General features: G+C 66.9%; 26 protein-coding genes. 17 read left to right on the top strand and 9 right to left on the bottom strand.

Annotated features, from left to right (window positions below):
• Positions 1-5: 5 nt before the first annotated feature.
• Positions 6-467: an Lrp/AsnC family transcriptional regulator gene (locus H7F16_RS07165; RefSeq protein ID WP_185796897.1), complete on the bottom strand. Its 462-nt coding sequence runs from the start codon at positions 465-467 to the stop codon at positions 6-8.
• Between the two features lie 138 nt (positions 468-605).
• On the opposite strand from H7F16_RS07165, the gene cobA reads away from it, so the two are divergent.
• The 6 genes from cobA (at position 606) to H7F16_RS07135 (ending at position 5,439) form a co-directional block, all read left to right on the top strand.
• Positions 606-1,379 carry a uroporphyrinogen-III C-methyltransferase gene (cobA, locus tag H7F16_RS07160; RefSeq protein WP_185796896.1) on the top strand — a complete coding sequence of 258 codons (774 nt, stop codon included), beginning with the start codon at positions 606-608 and terminating at the stop codon, positions 1,377-1,379.
• The gene (locus H7F16_RS07155) at positions 1,376-1,678 is read left to right on the top strand and encodes a DUF2849 domain-containing protein (protein ID WP_185796895.1); all 303 of its coding nucleotides are present in this window, start codon (positions 1,376-1,378) and stop codon (positions 1,676-1,678) included. Before cobA ends, H7F16_RS07155 begins: the two co-directional genes overlap by 4 nt.
• Before the next feature lie 23 nt (positions 1,679-1,701).
• Positions 1,702-3,372 (top strand): nitrite/sulfite reductase, encoded by a 1,671-nt coding sequence (locus H7F16_RS07150; protein ID WP_185796894.1) that lies wholly within the window; start codon positions 1,702-1,704, stop codon positions 3,370-3,372.
• Between the two features lies 1 nt (position 3,373).
• Entirely contained in the window at positions 3,374-4,120 is a 747-nt protein-coding gene (locus H7F16_RS07145) for a phosphoadenylyl-sulfate reductase (RefSeq protein ID WP_185796893.1), read from the top strand.
• Positions 4,117-4,524 (top strand): DUF934 domain-containing protein, encoded by a 408-nt coding sequence (locus H7F16_RS07140; RefSeq protein ID WP_185796892.1) that lies wholly within the window; start codon positions 4,117-4,119, stop codon positions 4,522-4,524. Before H7F16_RS07145 ends, H7F16_RS07140 begins: the two co-directional genes overlap by 4 nt.
• A 78-nt stretch (positions 4,525-4,602) precedes the next feature.
• Positions 4,603-5,439 carry a ferredoxin--NADP reductase gene (locus H7F16_RS07135; RefSeq protein ID WP_241741338.1) on the top strand — a complete coding sequence of 279 codons (837 nt, stop codon included), beginning with the start codon at positions 4,603-4,605 and terminating at the stop codon, positions 5,437-5,439.
• A 117-nt stretch (positions 5,440-5,556) separates the two neighbouring features.
• On the opposite strand, the gene H7F16_RS07130 is transcribed toward H7F16_RS07135, so the two are convergent.
• Complete coding sequence (locus H7F16_RS07130) at positions 5,557-5,982, bottom strand: hypothetical protein (RefSeq protein WP_185796891.1); 426 nt, start codon at positions 5,980-5,982, stop codon at positions 5,557-5,559.
• A gap of 281 nt (positions 5,983-6,263) precedes the next feature.
• On the opposite strand from H7F16_RS07130, the gene infC reads away from it, so the two are divergent.
• Positions 6,264-6,752 carry a translation initiation factor IF-3 gene (gene infC, locus H7F16_RS07125; protein WP_338401976.1) on the top strand — a complete coding sequence of 163 codons (489 nt, stop codon included), beginning with the start codon at positions 6,264-6,266 and terminating at the stop codon, positions 6,750-6,752.
• Between the two features lie 162 nt (positions 6,753-6,914).
• Here infC and H7F16_RS07120 read toward each other — a convergent pair whose 3' ends face one another.
• The 6 genes from H7F16_RS07120 to H7F16_RS07095 all read right to left on the bottom strand — a co-directional run bounded on the left by H7F16_RS07120 (position 6,915) and on the right by H7F16_RS07095 (position 14,411).
• Positions 6,915-7,922: a molybdopterin-binding protein gene (locus tag H7F16_RS07120; RefSeq protein ID WP_185796890.1), complete on the bottom strand. Its 1,008-nt coding sequence runs from the start codon at positions 7,920-7,922 to the stop codon at positions 6,915-6,917.
• The gene (locus H7F16_RS07115; RefSeq protein WP_241741337.1) at positions 7,922-8,959 is read right to left on the bottom strand and encodes an XdhC family protein; all 1,038 of its coding nucleotides are present in this window, start codon (positions 8,957-8,959) and stop codon (positions 7,922-7,924) included. The genes H7F16_RS07120 and H7F16_RS07115 overlap by 1 nt, the downstream gene beginning before the upstream one ends.
• A 99-nt stretch (positions 8,960-9,058) precedes the next feature.
• Entirely contained in the window at positions 9,059-11,194 is a 2,136-nt protein-coding gene (locus H7F16_RS07110) for an OmpA family protein (RefSeq protein ID WP_185796889.1), read from the bottom strand.
• Positions 11,195-11,351: 157 nt separating this feature from the next.
• A complete protein-coding gene (locus H7F16_RS07105; RefSeq protein WP_185796888.1) occupies positions 11,352-12,623 on the bottom strand; it encodes a vWA domain-containing protein in 1,272 nt (423 codons plus the stop codon).
• Positions 12,616-13,509, bottom strand: a complete 894-nt coding sequence (locus H7F16_RS07100; RefSeq protein WP_185796887.1) for an MBL fold metallo-hydrolase — start codon at positions 13,507-13,509, stop codon at positions 12,616-12,618. The genes H7F16_RS07105 and H7F16_RS07100 overlap by 8 nt, the downstream gene beginning before the upstream one ends.
• Complete coding sequence (locus H7F16_RS07095; protein WP_422121109.1) at positions 13,506-14,411, bottom strand: AAA family ATPase; 906 nt, start codon at positions 14,409-14,411, stop codon at positions 13,506-13,508. The genes H7F16_RS07100 and H7F16_RS07095 overlap by 4 nt, the downstream gene beginning before the upstream one ends.
• 89 nt (positions 14,412-14,500) lie before the next feature.
• Here H7F16_RS07095 and H7F16_RS07090 point away from each other — a divergent pair, with 89 nt between their 5' ends.
• Both H7F16_RS07090 and H7F16_RS07085 read left to right on the top strand, forming a co-directional pair.
• On the top strand, positions 14,501-15,520 hold the full coding sequence (locus tag H7F16_RS07090) for a glycosyltransferase family 2 protein (RefSeq protein ID WP_241741336.1): 1,020 nt from the start codon (positions 14,501-14,503) through the stop codon (positions 15,518-15,520).
• 141 nt (positions 15,521-15,661) lie between these two features.
• Entirely contained in the window at positions 15,662-16,627 is a 966-nt protein-coding gene (locus H7F16_RS07085) for a phosphoadenosine phosphosulfate reductase (protein ID WP_185796885.1), read from the top strand.
• Here H7F16_RS07085 and H7F16_RS07080 read toward each other — a convergent pair.
• On the bottom strand, positions 16,624-16,998 hold the full coding sequence (locus H7F16_RS07080) for a lysozyme inhibitor LprI family protein (protein ID WP_185796884.1): 375 nt from the start codon (positions 16,996-16,998) through the stop codon (positions 16,624-16,626). The genes H7F16_RS07085 and H7F16_RS07080 overlap by 4 nt on opposite strands.
• Before the next feature lie 108 nt (positions 16,999-17,106).
• On the opposite strand from H7F16_RS07080, the gene pyrC reads away from it, so the two are divergent.
• The 8 genes from pyrC to H7F16_RS07040 all read left to right on the top strand — a co-directional run bounded on the left by pyrC (position 17,107) and on the right by H7F16_RS07040 (position 25,065).
• The gene (gene pyrC, locus H7F16_RS07075; RefSeq protein ID WP_185796883.1) at positions 17,107-18,147 is read left to right on the top strand and encodes a dihydroorotase; all 1,041 of its coding nucleotides are present in this window, start codon (positions 17,107-17,109) and stop codon (positions 18,145-18,147) included.
• Between the two features lie 52 nt (positions 18,148-18,199).
• Entirely contained in the window at positions 18,200-18,877 is a 678-nt protein-coding gene (locus tag H7F16_RS07070) for an orotate phosphoribosyltransferase (protein WP_185796882.1), read from the top strand.
• Positions 18,878-19,381: 504 nt separating this feature from the next.
• Positions 19,382-20,881 (top strand): replicative DNA helicase, encoded by a 1,500-nt coding sequence (locus tag H7F16_RS07065; RefSeq protein WP_185796881.1) that lies wholly within the window; start codon positions 19,382-19,384, stop codon positions 20,879-20,881.
• Positions 20,882-20,983: 102 nt separating this feature from the next.
• Positions 20,984-21,772, top strand: a complete 789-nt coding sequence (locus H7F16_RS07060; RefSeq protein ID WP_185796880.1) for an L-fucose dehydrogenase — start codon at positions 20,984-20,986, stop codon at positions 21,770-21,772.
• 352 nt (positions 21,773-22,124) lie between these two features.
• Complete coding sequence (gene alr / locus H7F16_RS07055) at positions 22,125-23,171, top strand: alanine racemase (RefSeq protein WP_185796879.1); 1,047 nt, start codon at positions 22,125-22,127, stop codon at positions 23,169-23,171.
• Positions 23,168-23,950, top strand: a complete 783-nt coding sequence (locus tag H7F16_RS07050; protein WP_185796878.1) for an MlaE family ABC transporter permease — start codon at positions 23,168-23,170, stop codon at positions 23,948-23,950. Before alr ends, H7F16_RS07050 begins: the two co-directional genes overlap by 4 nt.
• Complete coding sequence (locus H7F16_RS07045; RefSeq protein WP_185796877.1) at positions 23,947-24,693, top strand: ABC transporter ATP-binding protein; 747 nt, start codon at positions 23,947-23,949, stop codon at positions 24,691-24,693. Before H7F16_RS07050 ends, H7F16_RS07045 begins: the two co-directional genes overlap by 4 nt.
• The gene (locus H7F16_RS07040) at positions 24,694-25,065 is read left to right on the top strand and encodes a hypothetical protein (protein WP_185796876.1); all 372 of its coding nucleotides are present in this window, start codon (positions 24,694-24,696) and stop codon (positions 25,063-25,065) included.
• Positions 25,066-25,109 lie beyond the last annotated feature (44 nt).

The following is a 25,109-nucleotide window of genomic DNA, read 5'->3' as shown; positions in this document are numbered from 1 at the left end:
CCCGATCAGACGGGCAGAACGGTCGTGGCCTTGATCTCCTCCATGCTTAGCAGGGCGGTGACGTTGTAGATCTTCACCTCGGAAATCAGCGCCTGATAAAAGGTGTCATAGGCCCGCGCGTTCCTGACCCGCACCTTCAGGATATAGTCGATATCCCCCGCCAGCCGGTGCGCTTCCAGCACCTCGGGGCGCTCCTTCAGGGTCTTCAGGAATTTGCGCTGCCATTCCGCCTCGTGCTCGCTGGTGCGGATCAGCACGAAGAAACAGGCCTCCAGCCCCAGCGCCTCGGGGTCGAGGATCGCGGTCTGCCGGGTGATGACGCCCGCTTCCTTCATCCGGCGGATGCGGTTCCAGACGGGGGTCTTGGACGACCCCACCTTGCGGGCGATCTCGTCCAGGGATTGCTCGGCATCGGCCTGCAACTCGGCAAGGATTTTCCTGTCCATCTCGTCCAGCCGGACCGCCATTCGCCCAATCTCCCGTTTTGCGGAACCACGTTCCGATGCCGCCCAGTATCGGAACATTCTTCCTTATCTTCAAGGGTGCCTGTGCAGAAACAGGGAAATTATCCTATATTGCCTGCATCAACCCATCTGGATTCCACCATGACCGATCTGCCCCAGTTCCAGCCCGCCCAAGTGGCCGTCACCTTCGTCGGTGCCGGTCCCGGCGCGGCGGCCCATCTGACGCTGGGGGCTTACCGCGCGCTGCAAGGTGCCGATGTGGTCATCCACGACCGTCTGGTCGGGGCCGAGGTGCTGGCGCTGGTGCCGCCCCATGTCACGCTGGTCGATGTCGGCAAGGAAGGTTTCGGCCCCTCGACCGCGCAGGCCGACATCAACGCGGCCCTCGTCGCCCACGGCGTGACGGGCAAGCGCGTGGTCCGGCTCAAGGGTGGCGACTGCGGCATCTTCGGACGCCTCGACGAAGAGATCGACGCGATCGAGGCCGCGGGCCTGTCCTTTGCCATCCTGCCCGGCCTGACCTCGGCCGCCGTGGCCGCGGCCGGCATCGGGCAAAGCCTGACAAAGCGCGGGCGCAACCGTGCGCTGCGCATCGTGACCGGTCACGACATGGCCGGTTTCGCCGATCAGGACTGGCGCGGCATGGCGCAGGCGGGCGAAGTCACCGCGATCTACATGGGCAAGAAATCGGCCCGCTTCATCCAGGGCCGTCTTCTGATGCATGGCGCCGATGCGGCAACCCCCGTCACCGCGGTCGAAAACGTCTCGCGCGCCGACCAGCGGGTGGTTGCGGCGACGCTCGGAACCCTGCCGCAGGCCGTCGCAACGCTTGACGGTCCTGCCGTCCTTCTTTACGGCCTCGCCCCACGGCAGGCCCGCATTGCCCTCACCCAGCTTCAGGAGGCCCGCGCATGAGCCGCCGCTTCATTCCCAAGGTCGTCACCGCCAACCGCCTGCGCGAAGGCGATGTCGTCTATCTGACCGCCGACGACCGCTGGTCGCTTCACCATCACGAGGCCGAGCTGATCGAGGACGACGCCCACGCCCAGATGCGCCTCTTGCACGCCACGGCGCAGAAGCTGCTGGTCGTCGGGGCCTATCTCGCCGATGCCAAGCCCGGCCCCGACGGGCCCGAGCCCGTGCATTTCCGCGAGGAATTCCGCACCCGCGGCCCGTCGAACTACATGCACGGCAAGCAAGCCGATCTCGTCTGACACCTCATCGAAAGCCGCCGCAGATGTATTCCTATTCCGAATTCGATGAAGCCTTCGTCCGCGAGCGCGTGGCGCAATTCACCCAGCAGGTCGAGCGCCGGCTCGACGGCTCGCTGACCGAGGATGAATTCCGCCCGCTGCGCCTGATGAACGGGCTCTACCTGCAACTGCATGCCTATATGCTGCGGGTGGCCATTCCCTACGGCACGATCAACCCGCACCAGATGCGGCAACTGGCCCATATCGCGGACACGTGGGACAAGGGCTACGGCCACTTCACCACGCGCCAGAACATCCAGTTCAACTGGCCCAAGCTGCAAGACGTGCCCGCCATGTTGCAGGCGCTGGCCGATGTCGGCATGCACGCCATCCAGACCAGCGGCAACTGCGTGCGCAACGTGACGGCCGACCATTTCGCGGGTGCCGCCGCCGATGAGATCGAAGATCCCCGCCCCGTGGCCGAATTGCTGCGCCAATGGTCGACCGACCACCCCGAATTCCAGTTCCTGCCGCGCAAGTTCAAGATCGCCATCACCGGCAGCCCGAACGACCGCGCCGTGACCCGCGCGCATGACATCGGCTTGCGCATGGTCCGCAACGCCGCGGGCGAGCCGGGGTTCGAGGTGATGGTGGGCGGTGGCCTTGGCCGCACGCCGATGATCGCCCACACCGTGCGCGACTTCCTGCCCAAGGCCGATCTGCTGCCCTATGTCGAGGCCGTGCTGAGCGTCTACAACACGCTCGGCCGCCGCGACAACAAATACAAGGCCCGCATCAAGATCACCGTGCATGAAACCGGCAAGGAAGAAATCACCCGCCTGATCGAGGACCGCTTCGCCGAGCTGCGCCCCCTCTTCGGCGGCAATGACCAGACCCTGCTGGCCGAGATCGAGGCGGCCTTCGCCCCTCCGGCCTTCCTTTCGGCCCCGACCGATGGCTATGACGCCTTCTACAAGGCCGATCCGGTGTTCCGCGCCTGGGCCGATACCAACCTGCACGCCCACAAGCGCGCCGATTACGCCATAGTCACCGTCAGCCTCAAGGCGCATGGCGAAACCCCCGGCGACGCGACAAGCGCGCAGATGCGCGAAATCGCGGCCTTGGCAGAAGACTACGGCCATTCCGAACTGCGCATCAGCCACGAGCAGAACGTGATCCTGCCCCATGTCCACAAATCGCACCTGCCCGCCCTGCATGCGCGGCTGGTCAAGGCGGGTCTGGGCACGGCCAATGTGGGCCTGATCTCGGACATCATCGCCTGCCCCGGCATGGACTATTGCGCCCTTGCCACCGCCCGCTCGATCCCGATCGCGCAGCAGATCGCCACGCGCTTCGACGCGCTCGACCTCGAACACGAGATCGGGCCCCTCAAGATCAAGATCTCGGGCTGCATCAACGCTTGCGGCCACCACCATGTCGGCCATATCGGCATTCTGGGCCTCGACCGCGCAGGGGTTGAAAACTACCAGATCACGCTGGGCGGCGACGGCACCGAAACCGCGACCATCGGCGAAAAGACCGGACCGGGCTTTGCCTATGACGAAATCGTTCCCGCCGTGGAACGGCTGGTGCGCGCCTATCTCTCGTTGCGCTCCTCGGCCGAGGAAACCTTCCTCGAAACCTATCGCCGCACGGGGATCGACCCGTTCAAGGCCGCGCTCTACGAAGGCGAGGACGAGCAGGATGCCGCGTGACATGGCACGCTTTCCCGAAGGGTCGGTGGCTGACCGCGTGGCCGCGCTGAACGCGCGCTACAAGCATCATGCCGCCACGACCGTTCTGGAACACGCGCTCAAGGATGCGGACCTTGGCCGCGTGGCGCTGGTCTCGTCCTTCGGGGCGGAATCGGTGGTGCTGCTGCATCTCGTCTCGGTGATCGCGCCGGAAACGCCGGTGCTGTTCGTCGACACGCGGATGCTGTTTCAGGAAACGCTCGACTACCAGCGCGCCTTGGCCGAACGGCTGCACCTGTGCGACGTGCGCACCATCCGCGCCGCCCAGCCGCGTGTCTCGTTCGAGGACCCCGACGGCACGCTGCACCAGTTCAACACCGATGCCTGCTGCGCCGTGCGCAAGGTCGAACCGCTCGAACGCGCGCTTGCCACCTTTGACGGCTGGATCACCGGGCGCAAACGCTTTCAGGCATCGACCCGTCAGGCGGTCGAATTCTTCGAGGCCGAGGGCGACACCCGCATCAAGGTCAATCCTCTGGCCCATTGGGGCCGCGAGGACCTCGAGGAATACATGGTCGAGAACCGCCTGCCCCGCCACCCGCTCGTGGCGCAGGGCTATCCCAGCATCGGCTGCGCCCCCTGCACCAGCAAGGTCGCCCCCGGCGAGGACCCGCGCGCGGGCCGTTGGCGCGGGCAGGACAAGACCGAATGCGGCATCCACTTCATCGACGGCAAGGCCGTTCGGATCACAAAGGAAAACGCGGCATGAGCGTGATCGTCACCGACACCGGCTTTCAGGGCGAAGACTGGAACGCCCCCATCGTGGCCCTGGCCGAGATCGCCGACCACAAGGGGGCGGTCGATCTTGCCCATACCGATGACCCCGCGGCCCTTGCGGGGCAACTCGACGATCTGCACCTGATCCGCGTGGCCTTTCCCGCCTTCAACGACGGGCGCGCCTTTACCATCGCGCGGCGTCTGCGGATGATGGGCTACACAGGCCGCCTGCGCGCCAAGGGTCCGGTCATCGCCGACCAATATGCGATGGCCCGCCGCGTCGGCTTTGACGAGGTGGAAATCCCCGACGATCTCGCCGCGCGCCAGCCCGCCGAGCAATGGGCCTTCCGCGCCGACTGGAAGGCACATGACTATCAGGCCAAGCTGCGCGCCTGATCCGCTACAGATCGCCCCATGCCTGCGTCGGGGGCTTCCCCCGCCCGCGATGCTGCACTATTGCCGAAAGCGACCGACATGACCGAAGCGAGCCTTGCAATGGACGCCAAGACCGAACCGACCGCCGCCAAGCCCCATCTGCCCGACGCGCAGACGGTGACGCAGGTCACCCATTGGACCGACCGCCTGTTCTCGTTCCGGGTGACGCGGCCGCAATCCCTGCGCTTCCGCTCGGGCGAATTCGTGATGATCGGCCTGCTGGGCGACACCGGCAAACCGCTTCTGCGCGCCTATTCCATCGCCTCGCCCGCCTGGGACGAGGAGCTTGAGTTCTATTCGATCAAGGTGCCCGACGGCCCGCTGACCAGCCGCCTGCAGCACATCAAGGTGGGCGACGAGATCATCCTGCGCCCCAAACCCGTCGGCACGCTCGTGCATGACGCGCTGCTTCCCGGCAAGCGGCTGTGGTTCCTTGCCACCGGCACGGGCCTTGCCCCCTTCGCCTCGCTGATGCGCGAGCCCGAGACCTACGAGAAATACGATTCCGTCATCATGATGCACACCTGCCGCGAGGTGGCCGAACTGGAATACGGCCGCCAACTGGTGGAAAGCCTCAAGGACGATCCGCTGATCGGCGAAATGGTGGGCGACAAGCTGCGCTACTACCCCACCACCACGCGCGAGGCATTCCACCACATGGGCCGCGTCACCGACAACCTGACCAGCGGCAAGGTCTTTGCCGACCTCGGCCTTCCCGCGATGAACCGCGACGAGGACCGCGCGATGGTCTGCGGCAGCCTTGCCTTCAACGTCGACGTCAAGAAGATCCTCGAAGGGTTCGGCCTGACCGAAGGCGCCAATTCCGACCCGCAGCAATTCGTCGTCGAAAAGGCCTTTGTCGGCGACGGCATCTGACCCTCCCTTCGGCATGGAAAACGCCGCGCGGGTTCCCCCTGCGCGGCGTTTTCCGTTTCATACTCGGACAAACATCCTCGGGGGGTGAGGGGGGCGGAAAGCCCCCCTCTGCCGACCTCAGAGGCCGAGCGCGGCCTTGACCTGATCGACCGCACCCTGCACCAGCGCCGGGTTCGACGCGGCGGCGGTGACGGCGGTCTTCAGCGTGGTCTTGGTGGCATCGTCCAGCGACGAGGCATCGATCATCGCGGTGACCTTGGCCGCATCGAAAGCGGCGGGATCGAGTGCCGCGGCATCGGCAGCGGCCTTGGCGGCAGCCTCTTCGGCGGCCTTGGCGGCAGCGGCGGCTTCCTCGGCGGCCTTGGCGGCGGCGGCTTCCGCTTCCTTGGCGGCAGCGGCGGCGGCCTCTTCGGCGGCCTTGGCTTCGGCCTCGGCGGCAGCGGCGGCCTCGGCGGCGGCCTGCTGCGCGGGCAGGTACGAGAACTTGTAGTAGCCGCCCAGTGCGGCAACGACGACAACGAGGGCAATCACGATACGCTTCATGGAACACACTCCTTGACCGGAGACAGCCTCCGGAATGGCGCGGCTATGACAGAAAACCGGCAACAATCAATCCCCGTCCGCCCGCGACGCGCCCGGATCGGCAACGATTCCGCCTTCCCGGACCCCGCTTCCTGCCATCGGCGCTTGCACTTCGGGCGATTCCCGTTGAAAGGCTTGACGAGCGCGTTTAAATTGCCCGCTGCCCGTTGAACCACAAAAGGACGACCACCATAGCCCGCAGACCCCACAACGCCCCTCCGCAACGCGAGACGGGCCCCCGTGTGAATGATCGCATCCGTTCGCCCGAGATCCGGCTCATCGGGGCCGAGGGTGAGAACATCGGCGTCGTGACCCCCGCCCGCGCCATGGCGCTGGCCGAGGAGGCCGGTCTCGATCTGGTCGAGATCTCGCCCAACGCGGAACCGCCGGTCTGCAAGATCATGGACTTCGGCAAGTTCAAATACGAAACGCAGAAGCGCGAGGCCGAGGCGCGCAAGAAGCAGAAGATCATCGAGATCAAGGAAATCAAGTTCCGTCCCGGAACCGATACCCATGACTACGATGTGAAGATGCGTTCGGTGATGAAATTCCTCGAGGAAGGCGACAAGGTGAAAGTCACCCTGCGCTTCCGTGGCCGCGAAATGGCGCACCAGGAACTCGGGCTCGAGCTGTTGAACCGTGTGGCCGCCGACGTGGGCGATGCCGGCAAGATCGAATCGATGCCGCGTCTCGAAGGTCGCCAGATGGTGATGATGATCGGCCCGAAATAAGGCCGCCCCGCAGGATGCTTCAAAGGCGCGCCCCGGCGCGCCTTTCGTTTTTTCCTGCACCCCGATTTTTCTGCGAAAAATCCCCGCCCGTCCTGTGCCGTGCCCGCCCTGACCCGCGCGTGGCGTTTCGAGTATTTGGGCAAGGATGAAGCGGCAGGCAGGCTATGGCTTGGCGGCGGGTTCGCGCAGTTGCGGGCGTTGCGGAATTTCCTTGAGCAATCCGCCCACCCCCATGCCGGCGATGTCGGCATCGGTCACGGCAAGCCCGCAGGCCAGCCGCTCGAGCACCCAGTCCGCCCCGTTCAGCGCGGGCGAGCGGGCGCATCCGGGCAGGCCGATGACCGGGCGGTCGCCAAGGTCGCCGAGAAACAGCAGGTTGCCCGGATCGACCGGCATGCCGAAGCGCATGACGCGCCCGCCCGCGCGGCGCAGCGCGGCGGGGGCGGTGTCCATCGGGTCGGATGTGGCCGACCCTGTCAGGATCAGCAAAAGCTCCCCCGGCAGCCGCGACAGGGCGGCGGCGATGGCGGCTTCGTCATGCGCCACGGTCTCGACCGCCGCGAGGGTGATGCCAAGCGCGCGCAGGCGGGTTTCGACCGCGCGGCGGCCTTTGAGGTTCAGCTTGGCCTCTTGCCCCGCGACATCCGTCAGCACGAGACCGGCACTTTTGCGCGTGACCGGCAGCACCCGCAGCCCCACGGCCGCCGCCACCGCGCAGGCCTGCCCGAGCGCCCCTTCGCCCACGCCATAGGTGATGATCTTCACCGTTCCCACCAGCGTCCCCGCCGCGACGCGCTGGAAGGGGGCAAGGGTCGCCAGCGTGATCGCCGGATCGGTCAGGTTCAGCCGGTGCACGGCGGCAGCGTCGAGTGCCACGATGCCGGGGCCCGTGGCGTTGAGGTTCACCCGTCCGGTAAAGGCCGCGCTGGCGACAAGGCCCGATCCTTCGACATGCAGCGCCTTGGCAAGGCGGGTGGCGGCGGCATCCTCGGCCACATCCCCCGGCCCGAGCCGCGCCACCGTCACGCGGGCATATCCCGCATCCCGCAGTGCCGCGATTTCGCCCGCCCCCAGCACCTGCCCCTTGCGCAGCCGCCCGCCGGGCAGCATTTCCGAATGGGCAAGGATCGCCCCCCCGGCCGCATCGACTGGCACCTCGCCGAACTCCATCACCCCTTCCTCAGCGCAAGCGTCACCTGCGCCATGACGGAAACGGCGATTTCCGCAGGGGTCTTGGCGCCGATGTCCAGCCCCACGGGCGCATGGATGCGGGCGATCTCGGCTTCGGTGAACCCCGCCCCGCGCAGCCGTTCGACGCGTTTGGCATGGGTCCGCGTGCTGCCCAGACAGCCAAGGTAGAACACCGGCGCCCGCAGCGCGAAGCGGATCGCGGGGTCGTCGAGTTTCGGGTCATGCGTCAGCGTCACGATGGCGGTGCGGGCATCGGGGGCAAGGGCTTCCAGCGCCTCGTCGGGCCAGTCCTCGAGAATGGTCTCGCCCGGAAAGCGTTCGGCCGAGCCGAAGGCCGAGCGCGGGTCGATCAGCGTGCAGTCATAGCCGCAGGTGCGGGCGACCGTCAGCAGCGCCTGCGCGATGTGGACCGCCCCCACCACCACCAGCCGCAGCGGCGGGTTGTGGATGGCGACAAAGCGGCCGTCCTCCTCCATCCCCGATCGGTCGGCGCGGAAACGGGCATCCACACCCGCCTCCTGCCCCGGGCGTATCACCTGCCGCGCCCATGTCTCGGGGTTGACTGCAAGGGCCACCGCACGGCGGGCGGCGCGTTCGGCGACGAGTTCCTCAAGCAGTGCCACCGGCAGGCCCGAGGGCGCCCCCTGCCCCTGCCCCTGCCCCTGCCCCACGGGTTCGACCAGCACGCGGATCGTGCCACCGCAGGCCAGCCCCACGGCAAAGGCCGTCTCGTCGCTGACGCCAAAGGTCAGCACGCGCGACCGGCCATCCCCGAGCGCGGCAAGCGCTTCGGTCACCACCGCGCCCTCGACGCAGCCGCCCGAGACCGAGCCCATCATCTGCCCCTCGCCCGAGATGGCAAGCTGGCTGCCCGCCTGTCGCGGGGCCGAACCCCATGTCTCGATCACCGTGGCCAGAACCGCGCCCTTGCCGGCCCTGTGCCAACCCAGCGCGCATTCGGGAATGCTGTCATGTTCGGCGCGTTGTTCCATAGCGTCCTCCACCTTGTGCATCATGCGGCGGGGCGGGGCGCATTTCCATTGGCAAAAGGTGGGGGCCACATGCGAAAGCGCCGCAGGGTTTCCCCCGCGGCGCCTTGCCTCTGTCCGTGGCGCTTATTGCAGACCGGCGGTCGTCGTCCGCAACAGCGGCGTGATGATCCGCACCGCGACGCGGCGGTTCTGGCGTTCGTCGGCATCGGTCGCCACGCGCAGGTCCGATTCTCCGTAGCCCTGAACCACCATGTTCTCGGGCGGCACGTCGAAGTATTCGGTCAGCGCCAGCGCCACCGATTCCGCCCGACGGTCCGACAGCGCGAGGTTCGCGGCAGCCGAGCCCACGGCATCGGTGTGGCCTTCGATCAGGAAGACCTCGTTCGGGTTGTCCTTGACCATCTGGGCAAGGAAGCGGCCCAGCGCGGCAAGGCTTTCGGCCTGATTGGTCTTGATCGCGGAAGATCCCGTGTCGAAGGTGATGTTGTTCACATCGACCGTCGCCGCAAGGTTGCGCACTTCCTTGATCTCGCGGATCTGGCGCAGGCTGAAGGTGCGTCCGATCTCTTTGGCATCAAGCGCCGCCATGCGGGCCTTGAGCAGCGCGTCGTCCTCCGAGGTGGACATGCTGATGACACGGGCGCGCGGCTTGGGCAGGGTGGCCACGTCGATCCGCTCTTCGGGGGCCAGATCGTCGATCAGGATCACTTCGCGGCCGTAACCGTCATAGGTGGCACGGCGCAGCACGCGGCCCGTCACGTCGCGGATGGTCACGATCTGCGTGCCATCGGCGCGGGTCACGATCGTCCGGGTAGAGCCATCGCGGAAGGTTTCGGTCCGCACGGTCGAACCCGGGCGGCGCAGCAGGGTGTCGTCATCCTTGTAGACGACATAATCGCCGTTGTCGCGGCGCACCACGACACGGTCGCCGCTGTTCGAGACGACTTCGTCCCGCGTGTTGGCGCGGCCGTTGTTGATGATCGCACCGACGACCAGCGCGCCCAGGGCGACAAGACCGACCTTCTCGAGATCGGTCAGCCCCTTGTCCTTCTTCTTCTTGCCGTCCTTGGTGTTCGCGACCGCTGCGGGGGCCGTGAACTCTTCCGAGGACGAGCGGGTCGTTGCCTCGGTGATCGTCTGGGTCAGGACATTCTCGGCATCCTGCGATTCCGGAATGGCGACCTTTTCGCCATCGGTGGTTTCGACGGGGGCAAGGGTTGCCGCCGCTTCAAGCGCCGCGGGTTCCACCGCATCGGGTTCCGACAGCAACGTGGTCAATTGCTCGACCGCCTGTTCGGTCGGCGGGGCGACCTCGACCGGATCGGCGGTCGTGGCCTCGGCTGCGGGGTCTGTGGCCGCAGCGGGTTCTTCGGTCGCTGCGGGTGCTTCCGTCGCGGCAGGTTCTTCCGTCACTGCGGGTTCTTCGGTCGCGGCAGGTTCTTCCGTCGCTGCAGGTTCTTCCGTCGCGGCAGGTTCTTCGGTCGGGGCGGCAAGGCCCTCGGCCTGCGCGGCAGCGGCGTCAGCATCCGCCTGCGCCTTGGCGGCGGCATCGGCCTCGGCTTGGGCAGCGGCGGCAGCATCGGCTTCGGCCTGTGCAGCAGCGGCGGCATCGGCCTCGGCCTGTGCAGCGGCAGCGGCGTCAGCATCCGCTTGCGCCTTGGCGGCGGCATCGGCCTCGGCTTGGGCAGCAGCGGCAGCATCGGCCTCGGCCTGTGCAGCAGCGGCGGCGTCAGCATCCGCCTGCGCCTTGGCGGCAGCATCGGCCTCGGCCTGTGCTGCGGCAGCGGCGTCAGCATCCGCTTGCGCCTTGGCAGCGGCATCGGCCTCGGCTTGGGCAGCGGCAGCGGCATCGGCTTCGGCCTGTGCAGCGGCAGCGGCGTCAGCATCCGCTTGCGCCTTGGCGGCAGCATCGGCTTCGGCTTGGGCAGCGGCAGCGGCGTCAGCATCCGCTTGCGCCTTGGCAGCGGCAGCATCGGCTTCAGCCTGTGCGGCGGCGGCGGCGTCAGCCTCGGCCTGTGCGGCAGCGGCGGCGTCAGCCTCGGCCTGTGCGGCGGCTTCGGCGTCGGCCTGCTGGGCCTTCAGCTGGTCCATCACCGCGTTCAGGTCGCAGGGCTGTTCCTGCGAACCAAGGCACAGCACCGAGCCATCATCGGCGATGATGCTGCCATCCTCGGTCATTGTCTGCGCCATAAGGGCGGCAGGGTTGATCTGCATCAGCGCCACCGAAAGCGCCGTCGTCGAGATCAGGAGCCGTTTCATGCGAATTCCTTTCCATGTCAGGTCGGCAGAGACCGCCAGCGATTCCCCGAACAGGGGTGCAACCTGGGCCTTCCCTGCCGGATGTGACCTTCAACTGCTCTGTTATGCGATATCACCGCCTATAACGCGAGGCCAAGGCGCAGGTTCCAACGAAACGCTACGCGCTGTTATGCGATAGCATCCGCATCAGCCTTGATTTCTCGCCCCCGTCGCCGGGATCGGAAATCGCGCGCGCCAAAGCCTCGAGCGAGGCGATGGAATGGCCCGCGCGAAAGGCGTCGACATGGGGCAGCATCGCGCGGATACCGCCTGCCTTGGGGGCAAAACCATCCCAGCGCAAAAGCGGGTTCAGCCAGATCAGGCGGCGACAGGACAGGTGCAACCGCTCCATCTCGGAGGCAAGGGCGCCCGAATCGTCGCGGTCAAGCCCGTCGGTGATCAGCAGGACCACCGCCCCCTGCCCCAATACGCGGCGCGACCAGTCGCGGTTGAACCCGCGCAGGCATGACCCGATCCGCGTGCCGCCCGACCAGTCCTGCGCCTCGGCTCCGGCGGCGCGCAGGGCGGCATCGACATCGCGCCCCCGCAGATGGCGGGTGATGTTGGTCAGCCGCGTGCCAAAGGTGAAGGCATGCACCCGCGCCCAGCCCTGCCCTTTGCGGTTCGCCACCGCATGGACGAAATGCAGGATAAGGCGCGAATACTGGCTCATCGACCCCGAGATGTCGCACAGCACGATAAGGTTGGGCCAGCGCGTGCCGGGCGAGCGCATCTCAAGCCGCGTGATCTCTCCGCCCTGCCGCAGGGCCGCGCGCATCGTGCGGCGCGGGTCGATCGCATGCGCCCCGCCCGCCGCCATGCGCCGCGTGACCAGCGGCTTCACCGGAAGCGACATGCGCGCCAGCATCCGCTTGGCCTCGGCCACCTCGGCCACGCCCATCTGTTCGAAATCGAGCGTCTTGAGCCGCTCCTCATGGCTCAGCGTTGCCGAGGCGTCGATCTCGATCTCGGCATCCTCGTCGGCGTCATCCGCTTCGGGCGGGGGGGGAATGTCGCGCTCTACCCCGTCAAGCAGCGCCTCGGCCGCCCGCTTCTCGGCGCTGTCGGCAAGCCGGTCCTCCTGCGCGCCGCGCACGGCGGGCAGCATCAGGCTCATCATATGTTCAAGATAGCGCGGATCGCGCCAATACAGCCGGAACACCTGCGCAAAGACCGCCCGCTGTTCGGGGCGGCTGACAAAGCAGGCATGCAGCGTCCAGTAGAAATCGCCCCGATGGGTGAAGCCCGCCGCCTCGACCGCGCGGATGGCATCGACCACCCGACCGGGCCCGATGGGCAAGCCCGCCTTGCGCAGGGCGCGGGCGAAATGGACGATGTTGTGGGACAGCTTGCCATCCTCGGGCAGATCGAGCGGGGCATAGTCAGCCATGCAGCACCGCCAGACTGCGCGCGATGTTCTGGGCATGGACCCGTTCATAGGGCGCAAACCACGTCAGCGCCCCGCTTGCCAGCTGCGCGGCGATGGCCTCGTGCAGGGGGGTGTCCTGCCGCGCCGGATCGTCACGCAGCCCCGTCAGCCAGCGGATGTAATCGGCCGTGGCGGGAATGAGGCTTGCCCCGTAGCCGCCGCCCGCGATCACCGCCTCGGCCCCGTGATTGGGCAGGATGGCGCGCGGGGACAGCGCCGCCAGCCGCGCCAGATCGGCCAGATGCGTGGCAAAGGCCGCCGGATCACCGACATAGGTGACCGTATCCTCGACCGTATCCCCCGCCAGCAGCAGCCCGCTTTCGGGCAGCCAAAGCACCGTCGCATCGTCGCTGTGGATGTTCGCCTCGACCAGCCGCACCTCGGTCGCGCCGATCTGCAAGACCGTCTCACCCGAAAACACCCTGTCAGGCAGGACCAGCGGCGCGATGGCGGGCAGGCCCGACAGGCTTCCCGCCTCGATCGCGGCCCTGTCGCGGGCCAGATGTGCGGCGGTGCGGGCATTGGCCACCACCTCGCAGCCCGCGAATTCCGCCGTGCCCGCGATATGGTCAAGATGGCAATGGCTCAGCACCACGGTGATGTCGCGCACCCCCTCGGCGGCCAGCCAGCCCTTGATGCGGGCGGCATGGGCGCGGCTGACATGGGTGTCATAGACCAGCGCCGCAGCGCCGCTCACCACAGCATAGGACGCGATGCCCAGCGACAGCGCCCCGTCATCGACCCAGTTCGCCCCTCGGGCAAAGCGATGCCCGTCGCGCCCGTCGTAAAAGGCCAGCACCCCCTTGGCGGGGCGGAGCATCCGCAGATGGCGCGCGGGGTCGGTCATGCCACCAGACCCTTGCGCACCTCGTCGAGCAGCTTCTTCGCCTCGGAGCCCTGTATCTTCTGGATATCGTCCTGATATTTCAGGATCGCCCCGAGCGTATCGGCAATCACCTCGGGCGAAAGCTGCACCACATCCAGCGCCAGCAGGCATTTCGCCCAGTCGATGGTTTCGGCCACGCCGGGACGCTTGAACAGATCCTCGCCCCGCAGCTTCTGGACAAAGGCCACGACCTCGCGGCTCAGCGCCTCTTGCGCCTCGGGGGCGCGGGCGCGCAGGATGTCAAGCTCGCGCTCGAAGCTGGGGTAATCGACCCAGTGGTAAAGACAGCGCCGCTTGAGCGCATCATGCACCTCGCGCGTGCGGTTCGAGGTCAGGATCACGATGGGCGCCTCGGGCGCCTTGATGGTGCCAAGCTCGGGGATCGTCACCTGAAAATCCGACAGCGCTTCCAGCAGAAAGGCCTCGAACGGTTCGTCGGTGCGGTCAAGTTCGTCGATCAGCAGCACGGGCGCGCCGCCGTCCTGCGGGCGCATGGCCTGCAAAAGCGGGCGCTCGATCAGGTAATCTTCGGTGAACAACTCGGCCTTCAGCGCATCGCGGTCTGCCCCGCCCCCGGCTTCCGCCGTGCGGATGGCGATCATCTGCGCGGCAAAGTTCCATTCATAGACGGCCGAGGCCGCATCCAGCCCCTCGTAGCATTGCAGCCGGATCAGCCGCCGCCCCAGGGCCTGCGCGATGGCCTTGGCGATCTCGGTCTTGCCCACCCCCGCCTCCCCCTCGAGGAACAGCGGCCGCCCGAGCCTGAGCGCCAGAAACACCACCGTCGCCAGCGGGCGCGACGAGACATAGCCCTGCCCCGCCAGAAGTGCTTCAACCGCGTCGATGGATGCCGGAACCGTCACAGCCAAACCCTCCCCCAAGTGCCGCCCCATGCTTGGCCCTGCCCGCTGCGGGGGTCAAGCGAACAAGCCCCGCTTGCGACCAATGGACGATGCCCGCCCGCCCGTGCTATCGCTTGGCCATGCGCGTGCTGGCCATTCTGACCGTGAAAGACGAGGCGAGCTTCCTGCTCGAATGGCTGGCCCATCACCGCGCCACGGGCTTCACCGATTTTCTGGTCTTTTCCAACGACTGCACCGATGGCACCGATGCCATGCTCGACCGTCTGGCCGACCTTGGCTGGCTGACCCATATCCGCAACGCCCCGCATGACCGCGGTCCGCAATGGGCCGCGCTGAAGGCCGCCGAAAGGCACCCGCTGCTTCGCGCCGCCGATTGGGCGATGGTCCTCGATGTCGATGAATTCGTGAACATCCACCTCGGCGACCGCCGCCTGCCCGCGCTTTTCGCGGCGCTGCCCGCCGCGACGGCCATTCCGCTGGCATGGCGCATGTTCGGCAACGCAGGGGTGGTATCGCTGCCCGATGCCCCCGTGACCGAAACCTTCGTTCAGGCGGCGGGCGACCCGATCGACTGGCCGTGGCGGGCGGTGATGTACAAAACCCTGTTCCGTCCGGCCGGGGGCGTGAAACTTGGCGTCCACCGCCCCAAGGGCGATTTCCTCTGGTTCGACGGCGCGGGCCGCCCCCTTCCCGATGGCCCGAAACGCATCTTTGCAGGTCTCGGCACGCCGAATTACACGCTGGCACAGATCAACCACTACGCCCTCGGCTCGATGGAGGGCTATCTGGTCAAAGCCGCGCGCGGGCGGGCGAACCGCGACGCCTCGGCCTTCGACCTTGGCTACTGGATCGAACGCAACCTGAACCATGCGACCGACCGGTCCATCCAGTCGCTCGACAGCCGCCCGATCCGGGATGCGCTTCATGCCGACCCCGTCCTTGGCGCGCTGCACGCCAGCGCGCAGGGCTGGCGCAAGGCGCGCTTTCTGGCGCTGATGCAGGACGAGGCGTGGCGCAGCCTGTTCGGACGCCTTCTCATGGCCCCGCCAAGCCATGCGCTGACGGCCGAACAGGCGCGGCTCGTCTGGTCGCACGGCCTGCCGAAATAGCAGCCAGCCCGTCATCCGCAGGGCAGAAACAGTCACCCCCCACTGTCCACGAAACCCCGCGCTTTCAACCTTGCCGCGCGGGGGGTGCCTCTGCGAAACTGCACGGGCACGTTGCAGACGATCACAAAGGGGCATCCGCCCATGTCCGACACCCTTTCTCTGCCCGAGGCACCTGCCAAGGGCCCGGCTCCGGTGCATCGCAACCGGACGGAATGGTTCGCCTTCATGGATGAAACCAGCGCCGAGGAAGGGTATTTCGTCACCGTAGGCGACCGGCACTGGGCCTTTTTCCACGATGACGGCCCGACCCTGCTTGTCACCTTCGAACAGATCGACTCGGTGCGCGAACGCCCCACCGCCCTGCCCTATGGCCACGAGGTGGCGCAGGCCAACGGCTGGTCGCACCTCTGCCTCATCTCCGAGGGCGAGACGTGGTACCGCGATGCCGCGGTCTATTCCTATATCGACCGGCTCGTGGACGAAGCCTTCTTCGAGGATTTCGACAAGGTCGTCTTTTACGGTGCGGGCAGCGCCGGATATGCGGCCTGCGCCTTTTCCGTCGCGGCACCGGGGGCCACGGTGCTTGCCATCAGCCCGCGCGCCTCGCTCGACCCTGCGGTCGCCGGATGGGACAGGCGGCACATGGCGCGGCGCAAGCTGGATTTCACCTCGCGCTACGGCTACGCGCCCGACATGACCGAAGGCGCGGCCTCGCTGCACATCATCTACGACCCGCGCCAGACCGAAGACGCGATGCACGCGGCCCTGTTCCGCGCGCCCTGGATGAAAAGCTATGCCACGCCCTTTCTGGGTGACGGGATCGAGGCCGCCTTTGCGCTGATGCAGCTTTTGCCGGTGCTGATCCTTGCGGCCGCCGAGGATACGCTTGACGCAAGGGCCTTTTCCCGCTGGTGGCGCAACCGGCGCAGTTTCGGCCCCTATCTGCGCGCCATTCTGGCGGAAAACGAAACCCGGCCGCGCCGCGCGCTTGGCATCTGCCGCTCGGTCACCTCGCGGCTTGGCGCGCCGCGCTTCCGCCGCCGCATGGCCCTGCTGGAAGCGCAACTTGGCCTTGCCCCGCAAACCCCGCCCGAGGCCGCGCGCTAGTTCGGCAGGAATTCCGACAGGCCCGTGACCCGCTCGGTCGTCAGCCGCAGCAGGCATCCGGTCCGGACCACGCCCGCAATCGACCCGCCCTCGTAAAGCGCCGCTTCCGAGGCACAGGCCAGATCGCGATAGCCGATCCAGGCCCGCTGCGCCGCGCGCAGGGCCTCGGCCACCGCATCGGCATTCTCGGTGCCACCGGCGGCAAGCCCCTCGATCGCGGCCTTGTAGCTGTCGTTCAACTCGGCATCGGCCGCCTCCAGCGCCGCTTGCAGGCAGGTGCCCATCTCAAGCGTCGATCCGGCCGCGTCGCAATCCTGCGCCACCGCCGCAACCGGCCATAGGGCCAGAACCGCCCCGCACATCCACCGCATCCCCGCACACTCCCCTGACGCCCGATCCACAAGAACCGCCCCAGTCTAGCAGGACCAGCCGCAAATCCCACTGGAAAGGCCGCGCCGTTTCGGCTAGGCGCGGGGATCATGACCCAGACCCTGACACTCCGCCGCCCCGATGACTGGCACCTGCACCTGCGCGATGGCGCAATGCTGCAAGGGGTGCTGCCCGAAACCGCCCGCCATTTCGCGCGCGCGATCATCATGCCGAACCTCGTCCCCCCCGTGGTGACAGGGGCGCAAGCTCTGGCCTACCGCGAGCGTATCCTTGCCGCCCTGCCCGAGGGCATGGCCTTTGCCCCCCTGATGACGCTTTACCTCACCGAAGACACCGACGCGGCCGATGTCGCCGCCGCCCATGCCTCGGGTCTGGTCAAGGCCGTCAAGCTTTACCCCGCGGGGGCCACCACCAATTCCCACGGCGGCGTGCGCGATTTCGCCAAGGTGCAGGGCGTTCTGGAAAAGATGGCCGAAATCGGCCTTCCTCTCTGCGTGCATGGCGAGGTGACGACACCCGAGGTCGATATCTTCGACCGCGAGGCCGTGTTCATCGACACCGTCCTCGACCCGCTGCGCCGCCGCATTCCCGAATTGCGCGTGGTCATGGAACATATCACCACCGAGGAAGGTGTCGCCTATGCCCGCGACGGCGGCGACCGTCTGGGGGCCACGATCACCACCCATCACCTGATCATCAACCGCAACCACATCCTCGTGGGCGGGATCAAGCCGCATTACTACTGCCTGCCCGTGGCAAAGCGCGAAAAGCACCGTCTGGCGCTGCGGGCTGCCGCCACCGGAGGCGAGGGGCGCTTCTTCCTCGGCACCGACAGCGCCCCGCATGTCGACGCGCTGAAGGAACATGCCTGCGGCTGCGCGGGCTGCTTCACGGCGACGAACACGATGCAGCTTCTGGCCCATGTCTTCGAGGAAGAGACCGCGCTCGACAGGCTCGAGGCCTTTACCAGCCTGAACGGCCCGCGCTTCTACGGCCTGCCCGTCAACGAGGCGACGATCACCCTGACCAAGGGCGACGTGGCCGCATGGCCCGCGAAAATCTTCACCGAGGCCGGCCCCGTCACCGTCTTCGACCCCGGTTTCCCCGTGCATTGGCACGTCAACGCCTGATCCCGCCGCGATTTTTCTGCGAAAAATCCCGCCCTTCGCCAAAGGACACCGCATGATCCCCGCCGCTTTCCCGCCCAAGGACGAAATCGCCCGCCTGACCGCCCGCGCATTGCTCGAGATCAAGGCCGTGCATTTCAACGCCGAGACCCCCTTTACGCTCGCAAGCGGCCTGCCCTCGCCCACCTATATCGACTGCCGCAAACTCATCTCCTACCCGCGCATCCGCTCGGTGCTGATGGATTTCCTTTCGGTCACCGTGATGCGCGACGCCGGATTCGAGGCCTTTGACAACATCGCGGGCGGCGAGACGGCGGGCATCCCCTTTGCCGCCCTCGTGGCCGAACGCCTTGCCCTGCCGATGACCTATGTGCGCAAGAAGCCCAAAGGCTATGGCCGCAACGCCCGCATCGAGGGCGCCATGACCGAAGGCCAGCGCGTGCTTCTGGTCGAGGATCTGACCACCGATGGCGGCTCGAAACTCTCCTTCGTCGATGCGATCCGCGAAACGGGGGCCACCTGCGCCCATACGGCGGTGATCTTCTACTACGGCATCTTCCCCGAAACGACCCAACGTCTGGCAGACCACGGGGTCGCGCTGCATCACCTTTGCACCTGGTGGGACGTATTGGCCGAGGCCCGCGCCAGCGGCGCCTTTGACGAAAAGACCCTGACCGAGGTCGAAGCCTTCCTCCGCGATCCCCGCGCCTGGCAGGCCGCACGGGCAAAATAACCCCGCCCGCTTTGCGGCACCGGCCGCGCAAGGGGGCTTTCCGCCCCCTGCCGACGCGGCAAGGCCGCGTCGCCTCCCCCGAGGATATTTGCGCGAGTATGAAAGCAGCACGTCCTGCGGCCCCGTTCACGCGGGCAAGAGTTTCCCAAGGGCGCGCCTTGGGGGCAGACGGGCAGCGGCCCGACGACATGCGGTTTTCCGCCCGGCGTCTCGTTGCCAAACTGCCACGTTAACCAAGCCAAACGGATGGGGGGCTGTGGATGGTTCGGGATAACTCGGCCAGATGGCGCGAAAAACCCGCCTCATATCGTGGCTCGGCTGTTTGAAAAGCCGACATCTTGTGGCACCATAAGGGCAAGGCAGCGTCGCGCCGCTTTCACGGGCAGTTGTCCACAGACTTACCCAGATTGCGCCCGCCGTGGCTTCGTCTAACAAAGGGCGCTCGGGCCCGTGACGCGCGTCGCGCGAAAAACGGGGCCGAGGCCAGCCAACAGGGGTTCAGGAATGACCGATATCGCCACCTTGCGCCCGCTTGCCCCCGCGCTGCAACCCGCACCCGAAGGCGATTTCCTGCCCCATAATATCGAAGCCGAACAACAGCTTCTCGGCGCGATCCTGACGAACAACGACGTCTATGACCGCATCGCGATTCTGGTGAAGGCCGAGCATTTCTACGACCCCGTCCACCAGCGCATCTTCGAGAAGGCCGCCGCCCGAATCCAGAAGAACGCCCTTGCCAGCCCCGTTACGCTGAAACCCTTTTTCGAGGATGACGAAGGGCTGAAAGAACTCGGCGGTCCGGCCTATCTGGTGCGTCTTGCGGGGGCGGCGATCTCGGCCTTTGCCGCGCGCGATTACGCGCAGATGATCTATGACCTTGCCGTGCGGCGCGAACTCATCGCGCTTGGCAAGGACATCTCGGCCAAGGCGGCCAAGGTCGATGTCGTCTCGGAACCGCGCGAACAGATCATCGAGGCCGAACAGAAGCTTTACAAGCTGGGCGAACAGGGCGTTGCCGAACGCGGCTTCGTCTCGTTCCTCAAGGCCGTGACCGAGGCGGTCAACGTGGCCAACGCCGCCTACCAGCGCGACGGTGGCCTTGCCGGGATTTCGACGGGGCTGATCGACCTCGACAAGAAACTCGGCGGGCTGCACCCCTCTGACCTCCTCATCCTTGCGGGTCGCCCCTCGATGGGGAAAACCTCGCTCGCCACCAACATCGCCTTCAACATCGCCAAGGCGTTCAAACGCGGCCGCATGCCCGACGGATCGGAAGGCGCTGTCGAAGGCGGGGTGGTGGGCTTTTTCAGCCTCGAGATGTCGTCGGAACAGCTTGCCGCCCGTATCCTGTCGGAAGCCTCCGAAGTGCCATCCGAGCAGATCCGCCGCGGCGACATGACCGAACAGGAATTCCGCCGCTTCGTCGAAGCCGCCAAGGCGCTGGAATCCTGCCCGCTCTACATCGACGACACCCCCGCCCTGCCGATTTCGCAGGTCGCCGCCCGCGCCCGCCGCCTCAAGCGCACCCACGGGCTCGATGTGCTGATGGTCGACTATCTCCAGCTTCTCAAAGGCTCGTCCAAAGAGAACCGCGTGCAGGAAGTGTCCGAGATCACCCAGGGCCTGAAGGCCATCGCCAAAGAGCTGAACATTCCCGTCATCGCGCTGTCGCAGCTTTCGCGCGCGGTGGAAAGCCGCGACGACAAGCGCCCGCAACTGTCCGACCTGCGGGAATCGGGGTCGATCGAACAGGACGCCGACGTGGTCATGTTCGTGTTCCGCGAGGAATATTACAAGGAACGCGAAAAGCCCGCCGATCACGAGCTGGAAAAGATGGCCCAGTGGCAGACCATCATGGAAAACGTGCATGGCAAGGCCGAGGTCATCATCGGCAAGCAGCGCCACGGCCCGATCGGCACGGTGGAACTGTCCTTCGAGGGCCGCTTCACCCGCTTCGGCAACCTTGTGAAACCCTGGCAAAGCGACAGCCGCGTCGAATACTGACGCGGCGGCGAAACGGCCGACGGCAAACTGACATGTCAGTTCCCCCTTTCCTTCCGCACGCGCGGCGGTAAGGTCACGCCCGAAGATTGCAGGGGGGCGGATATGGATCTGGGGCTGAGGGACAAGGTTGTCATCGTGACAGGCGGCGGCGCGGGCATCGGCGGGGCCATCACGCGCTGCCTTGCCGCAGAAGGGGCCATCCCCGTCATCCTCGCCCGCCGCGCGCCGCCCGACGCCTTCCTGCAAGAGATCACGGCCGCCCAGCCCAAGGCGGGATGGGTCAGGGTCGATCTTGCCAAGGACGCCGAGGTCCGCGCCGCCGTTGCCGAGGTGCAGGCGAGATGGGGCCGCGTCTACGGTCTTGTGAACAATGCGGGCACCAATGACGGAATCGACCTGAACGCCGGACCCGATGCCTTCCGCGCCTCGCTCGACCAGAACCTGATCCATTACTACACGCTGGTGCATCTGCTGCAGAACGACCTGAGGGCCGAGCGTGGCGCCATCGTCAACGTCTCGTCCAAGACCGCCGTGACGGGGCAAGGCTCGACCTCGGCCTATGTCGCGGCCAAGGCGGCACAGCTGGGCCTGACCCGCGAATGGGCCGCAGCCTTCGCCCCCCACGGCGTGCGCGTCAACGCCGTGCTTCCGGCCGAGGTGCTGACACCCATGTATGACGCCTGGCTCGACACCTTCCCCGATCGTGCCGGAAAGCTGGCCGAGATCACCGCCCGCATCCCCCTCGGGCAACGCATGACGCTTGATACGGAGATGGCCGATACGGTGGTGTTCACCCTCTCGCCCCGGGCGGGCCATACCACGGGGCAATGGCTTTACGTCGATGGCGGCTATGTCCACCTCGACCGCGCGATGGCCGGGTTGCGCGACTGATCCGGCCAAAGGGGGGCCGTCTGCCCCCCTCGGGGCTTCGCCCCTCACCCCCCGAGGATATTTGGGGCAAGAGGAAGCATGGCAAGCAGTCCGGCATCCCGCGGGCGCTTCCGTCCAGCGCGGGATGCCTTCCCCTTGCACGGTCATCGGGATCCCTCCCTGTACCGCGCCTCCAGCGTCGCAGGGAAAGGTTAACAAAACCTTGGTGGCTTCCTCTTGCCCGAAATATCCTGCGGGGGGAGGCGCTGGCTGCGGCACGCAGGCAGCGGCGGGGGGCGCAAAGCCCCCCTTCTTGGGCGGCAAGGCCAGAATTGACTTGACCCCGCGCGCGCCCCTGCCGAAAACCCCCCGCATGGCACAAGCGACCCTTTCCATCGACCTCGACGCGATTTCCGCAAACTGGCGGGCCCTTGACCGGCTGTCAGCCGCCGGCGTGCAGACCGCCGCCGTGGTCAAGGCCGATGCATACGGCCTCGGCGCCGCCCGCGTGGGCCGTGCGCTGGCCGAAGCGGGGGCGCGGCGGTTCTTTGTCGCCATGACCGAGGAAGGCGCCGCCCTGCGCCAAAGCCTTGGACCGGGGCCGCAGATCAACGTGCTTGGCGGTCACATGGCGGGCGATGCCGATATGATCCGCGACCTTGACCTGACGCCGATGCTGAATTCGCTCCAGCAGGTGACGCGGCATTTCGAATCCCTCTCGGGCCACCCTTTCGGCATCCAGCTCGACAGCGGCATGAACCGCCTTGGCATCGAACCCGCCGAATGGCAGGCCATCGCCCCCATCGTGCTGGCGGCCAAGCCCGAGATGCTGATGTCGCATCTCGCCTGTGCCGACGAAGCCGACCATGCGATGAACCCGCTGCAACTGGCGAATTTCCACGCCATGACCGACGGGCTCGGCATCCCGCGCTCGCTGGCTGCGACGGGCGGCATCCTGCTTGGCCCGGCCTATCACTTCGACCTGACCCGCCCCGGCATAGGGCTTTACGGCGGGCGGCCCTTTGCCGGCCAGTCGGTGCTGCGCCTTTCGCTTCCCGTGATCCAGACGCGCAGGGTCGAGCCGGGCGAGACCGTGGGCTATGCCTGCGCCTGGACCGCCACGCGGCCCTCGGTCGTGGCCACGGTCGCTGCGGGCTATGCCGACGGGCTGCCGCGCAGCCTGTCGGGGCGCACCCCGCTTTGGGATGGCGAACAGCCCGTGCCGATGATCGGCCGCGTCTCGATGGACCTGATCACCGCCGATGTGACCGATCTGGCCGAGGTGCCGCGCAGCCTCGACATCCTGTGCCCGGCGCAGGGGGTCGACGATCTGGCCGATATCGCGGGCACCATCGGATACGAGATCCTGACCGCGCTCGGCCCGCGCTATGCGCGGCGCTATTCGGGGGGGCAGGCATGATCCTGACCGCGCCCCTTGCGGCCATCGGCAGGCCGGTGCTGGCGCTTCTTGCCTTTGTCGGGCGCATCGCGATCTATGCGGTGCAGGTGGTGAGCCACCTGTTCCGCCCGCCCTATTACCCGCGCGAATTCCTGACCGCGCTGATGCAGATCGGCTGGTTCTCTCTGCCGGTGGTGGGCCTGACGGCGGTGTTCACCGGCGGGGCGCTGGCCTTGCAGATCTATTCGGGCGGCGCGCGCTTCAATGCCGAGGCCGCCGTCCCCTCGATCGTCGCCATCGGCATGGTGCGCGAGCTTGGCCCCGTGCTGGGCGGCTTGATGGTCGCGGCCCGCGTGGCATCCTCCATCGCGGCCGAGATCGGCACGATGAAGGTCACCGAGCAGATCGACGCGCTGGTGACGCTTTCGACCAACCCGCTGAAATACCTTGCCCTGCCCCGGGTTCTGGCCGCCACCCTTGCCGTGCCGGTTCTGGTCGGCGTGGGCGACGCCATCGGCATTGCCGGCGGCTGGCTGGTGGGGGTGAACCGGCTGGGCTTCAACCCCGCGACCTATCTGCAGAACACCCATGATTTCCTTGAAAGCTGGGATGTTGTCAGCGGCCTCTGGAAAGGGGCCGCCTTCGGCTTCATCGTGGCCATCATGGGCTGCTATCACGGCATGAATTCGGGCCGGGGCGCGCAGGGCGTCGGCGCTGCGACCAAGGCCGCCGTGGTGGGTGCCTCGGTGCTGATCCTCGCCACCAACTACCTGCTGACCGAGGTGTTCTTCACCTCATGATCACGCTGTCCGCCGTCCACAAATCCTTTGGCGCCAACCGCGTGCTGCGCGGGGTCGACCTGACCATTCCCAAAGGGGAAAGCATGGTCATCATCGGCGGGTCGGGCACGGGCAAGTCGGTGCTGCTGAAATGCATCCTCGGCCTTGTCACACCCGATGCCGGAACCATCACGCTCGACGGGCAGGATGTGTCCCGCGCCGACCGTGACGCCTTTCTCGCCCGGTTCGGGATGCTGTTCCAGGGCGGCGCGCTGTTCGATTCGCTCCGCGTCTGGGAGAACGTCGCCTTCCGCCTGCTGCGCGGCAGCCTCAAACGCCCCAAGCACGAGGCGCGCGAGATCGCCATCGAGAAGCTGCGCCGCGTCGGCCTCAAGCCCGAAACCGCCGACCTGTTTCCGGCCGAGCTGTCGGGCGGCATGCAAAAGCGCGTGGGCCTAGCCCGCGCCATCGCCGCGAACCCCGAGATCATCTTCTTCGATGAACCGACCACCGGCCTCGACCCCATCATGTCCGGCGTCATCAACGCCCTGATCCGCGAGATCGTCACCGAGATGGGGGCCACCGCCATGACCATCACGCATGACATGTCCTCGGTCCGCGCCATCGCCGACCGTGTGGCCATGTTGCAGGACGGGGTGATCCACTGGACAGGTCCGGTCGCGGAAATGGACGCCGCACCAGACCCTTACCTGCAACAGTTCATCCACGGCCGCGCCGACGGCCCCATTGCCTCGGTCCGCTAGATGGAGCCGCTGGTCGACCGCGCCCTGATCGCCGCGCAATCGCTGACCGTCATTTTCCTGCTCTATCTCACCCCCGTTGCCATCACCGTGGCCACCATCGCAAGCTGGCGCAAGTCCGTGCGGGGCGCCCCGCTGATCGCCGTGTCGGGGCTGCTCTACTGCCTCTGGCTGCTCGCCCCTGTCCCGTTTTCCCTGCCCGAGGCGCGGCAGATCTCGCAATATGTCTCGATCCTCGGTTGGATCTGGCTGGTTCTAGCATGGGGGCGGCATGTGCTGACCGAATGGCCGGTGCCGATGTGGGGCCATTGGCTGGCGGGGACGGTGCTTTTCGCCCTGCCCTTCGCCATCCTCATTGCCATGCTGACCCCGTGACGCGCCCCGTGACGCACCCCATGACGCGCCCCTTGAAGCACCCC

The sequence above is a fragment of the Paragemmobacter straminiformis genome, assembly GCF_014243445.1.
Taxonomy (GTDB): domain Bacteria; phylum Pseudomonadota; class Alphaproteobacteria; order Rhodobacterales; family Rhodobacteraceae; genus Paragemmobacter; species Paragemmobacter straminiformis.
This window is presented reverse-complemented; position numbering and strand designations above follow the sequence as displayed.

Coding starts and splice junctions, on each gene's coding strand:
- H7F16_RS07085 (WP_185796885.1), top strand. CDS start 15,662: ATGTCCGACACCCTTTCTCTGCCCGAGGCACCTGCCAAGGGCCCGGCT.
- H7F16_RS07110 (WP_185796889.1), bottom strand. CDS start 11,194: ATGAAACGGCTCCTGATCTCGACGACGGCGCTTTCGGTGGCGCTGATG.
- H7F16_RS07140 (WP_185796892.1), top strand. CDS start 4,117: ATGAGCGTGATCGTCACCGACACCGGCTTTCAGGGCGAAGACTGGAAC.
- H7F16_RS07145 (WP_185796893.1), top strand. CDS start 3,374: ATGGCACGCTTTCCCGAAGGGTCGGTGGCTGACCGCGTGGCCGCGCTG.
- H7F16_RS07105 (WP_185796888.1), bottom strand. CDS start 12,623: ATGGCTGACTATGCCCCGCTCGATCTGCCCGAGGATGGCAAGCTGTCC.
- H7F16_RS07050 (WP_185796878.1), top strand. CDS start 23,168: ATGATCCTGACCGCGCCCCTTGCGGCCATCGGCAGGCCGGTGCTGGCG.
- H7F16_RS07130 (WP_185796891.1), bottom strand. CDS start 5,982: ATGAAGCGTATCGTGATTGCCCTCGTTGTCGTCGTTGCCGCACTGGGC.
- H7F16_RS07070 (WP_185796882.1), top strand. CDS start 18,200: ATGATCCCCGCCGCTTTCCCGCCCAAGGACGAAATCGCCCGCCTGACC.
- pyrC (WP_185796883.1), top strand. CDS start 17,107: ATGACCCAGACCCTGACACTCCGCCGCCCCGATGACTGGCACCTGCAC.
- H7F16_RS07120 (WP_185796890.1), bottom strand. CDS start 7,922: ATGGAGTTCGGCGAGGTGCCAGTCGATGCGGCCGGGGGGGCGATCCTT.
- H7F16_RS07090 (WP_241741336.1), top strand. CDS start 14,501: ATGCCCGCCCGCCCGTGCTATCGCTTGGCCATGCGCGTGCTGGCCATT.
- cobA (WP_185796896.1), top strand. CDS start 606: ATGACCGATCTGCCCCAGTTCCAGCCCGCCCAAGTGGCCGTCACCTTC.
- H7F16_RS07135 (WP_241741338.1), top strand. CDS start 4,603: ATGACCGAAGCGAGCCTTGCAATGGACGCCAAGACCGAACCGACCGCC.
- H7F16_RS07155 (WP_185796895.1), top strand. CDS start 1,376: ATGAGCCGCCGCTTCATTCCCAAGGTCGTCACCGCCAACCGCCTGCGC.
- H7F16_RS07150 (WP_185796894.1), top strand. CDS start 1,702: ATGTATTCCTATTCCGAATTCGATGAAGCCTTCGTCCGCGAGCGCGTG.
- H7F16_RS07100 (WP_185796887.1), bottom strand. CDS start 13,509: ATGACCGACCCCGCGCGCCATCTGCGGATGCTCCGCCCCGCCAAGGGG.
- H7F16_RS07040 (WP_185796876.1), top strand. CDS start 24,694: ATGGAGCCGCTGGTCGACCGCGCCCTGATCGCCGCGCAATCGCTGACC.
- H7F16_RS07165 (WP_185796897.1), bottom strand. CDS start 467: ATGGCGGTCCGGCTGGACGAGATGGACAGGAAAATCCTTGCCGAGTTG.
- H7F16_RS07060 (WP_185796880.1), top strand. CDS start 20,984: ATGGATCTGGGGCTGAGGGACAAGGTTGTCATCGTGACAGGCGGCGGC.
- H7F16_RS07065 (WP_185796881.1), top strand. CDS start 19,382: ATGACCGATATCGCCACCTTGCGCCCGCTTGCCCCCGCGCTGCAACCC.
- H7F16_RS07115 (WP_241741337.1), bottom strand. CDS start 8,959: ATGATGCACAAGGTGGAGGACGCTATGGAACAACGCGCCGAACATGAC.
- H7F16_RS07080 (WP_185796884.1), bottom strand. CDS start 16,998: ATGCGGTGGATGTGCGGGGCGGTTCTGGCCCTATGGCCGGTTGCGGCG.
- alr (WP_185796879.1), top strand. CDS start 22,125: ATGGCACAAGCGACCCTTTCCATCGACCTCGACGCGATTTCCGCAAAC.
- H7F16_RS07045 (WP_185796877.1), top strand. CDS start 23,947: ATGATCACGCTGTCCGCCGTCCACAAATCCTTTGGCGCCAACCGCGTG.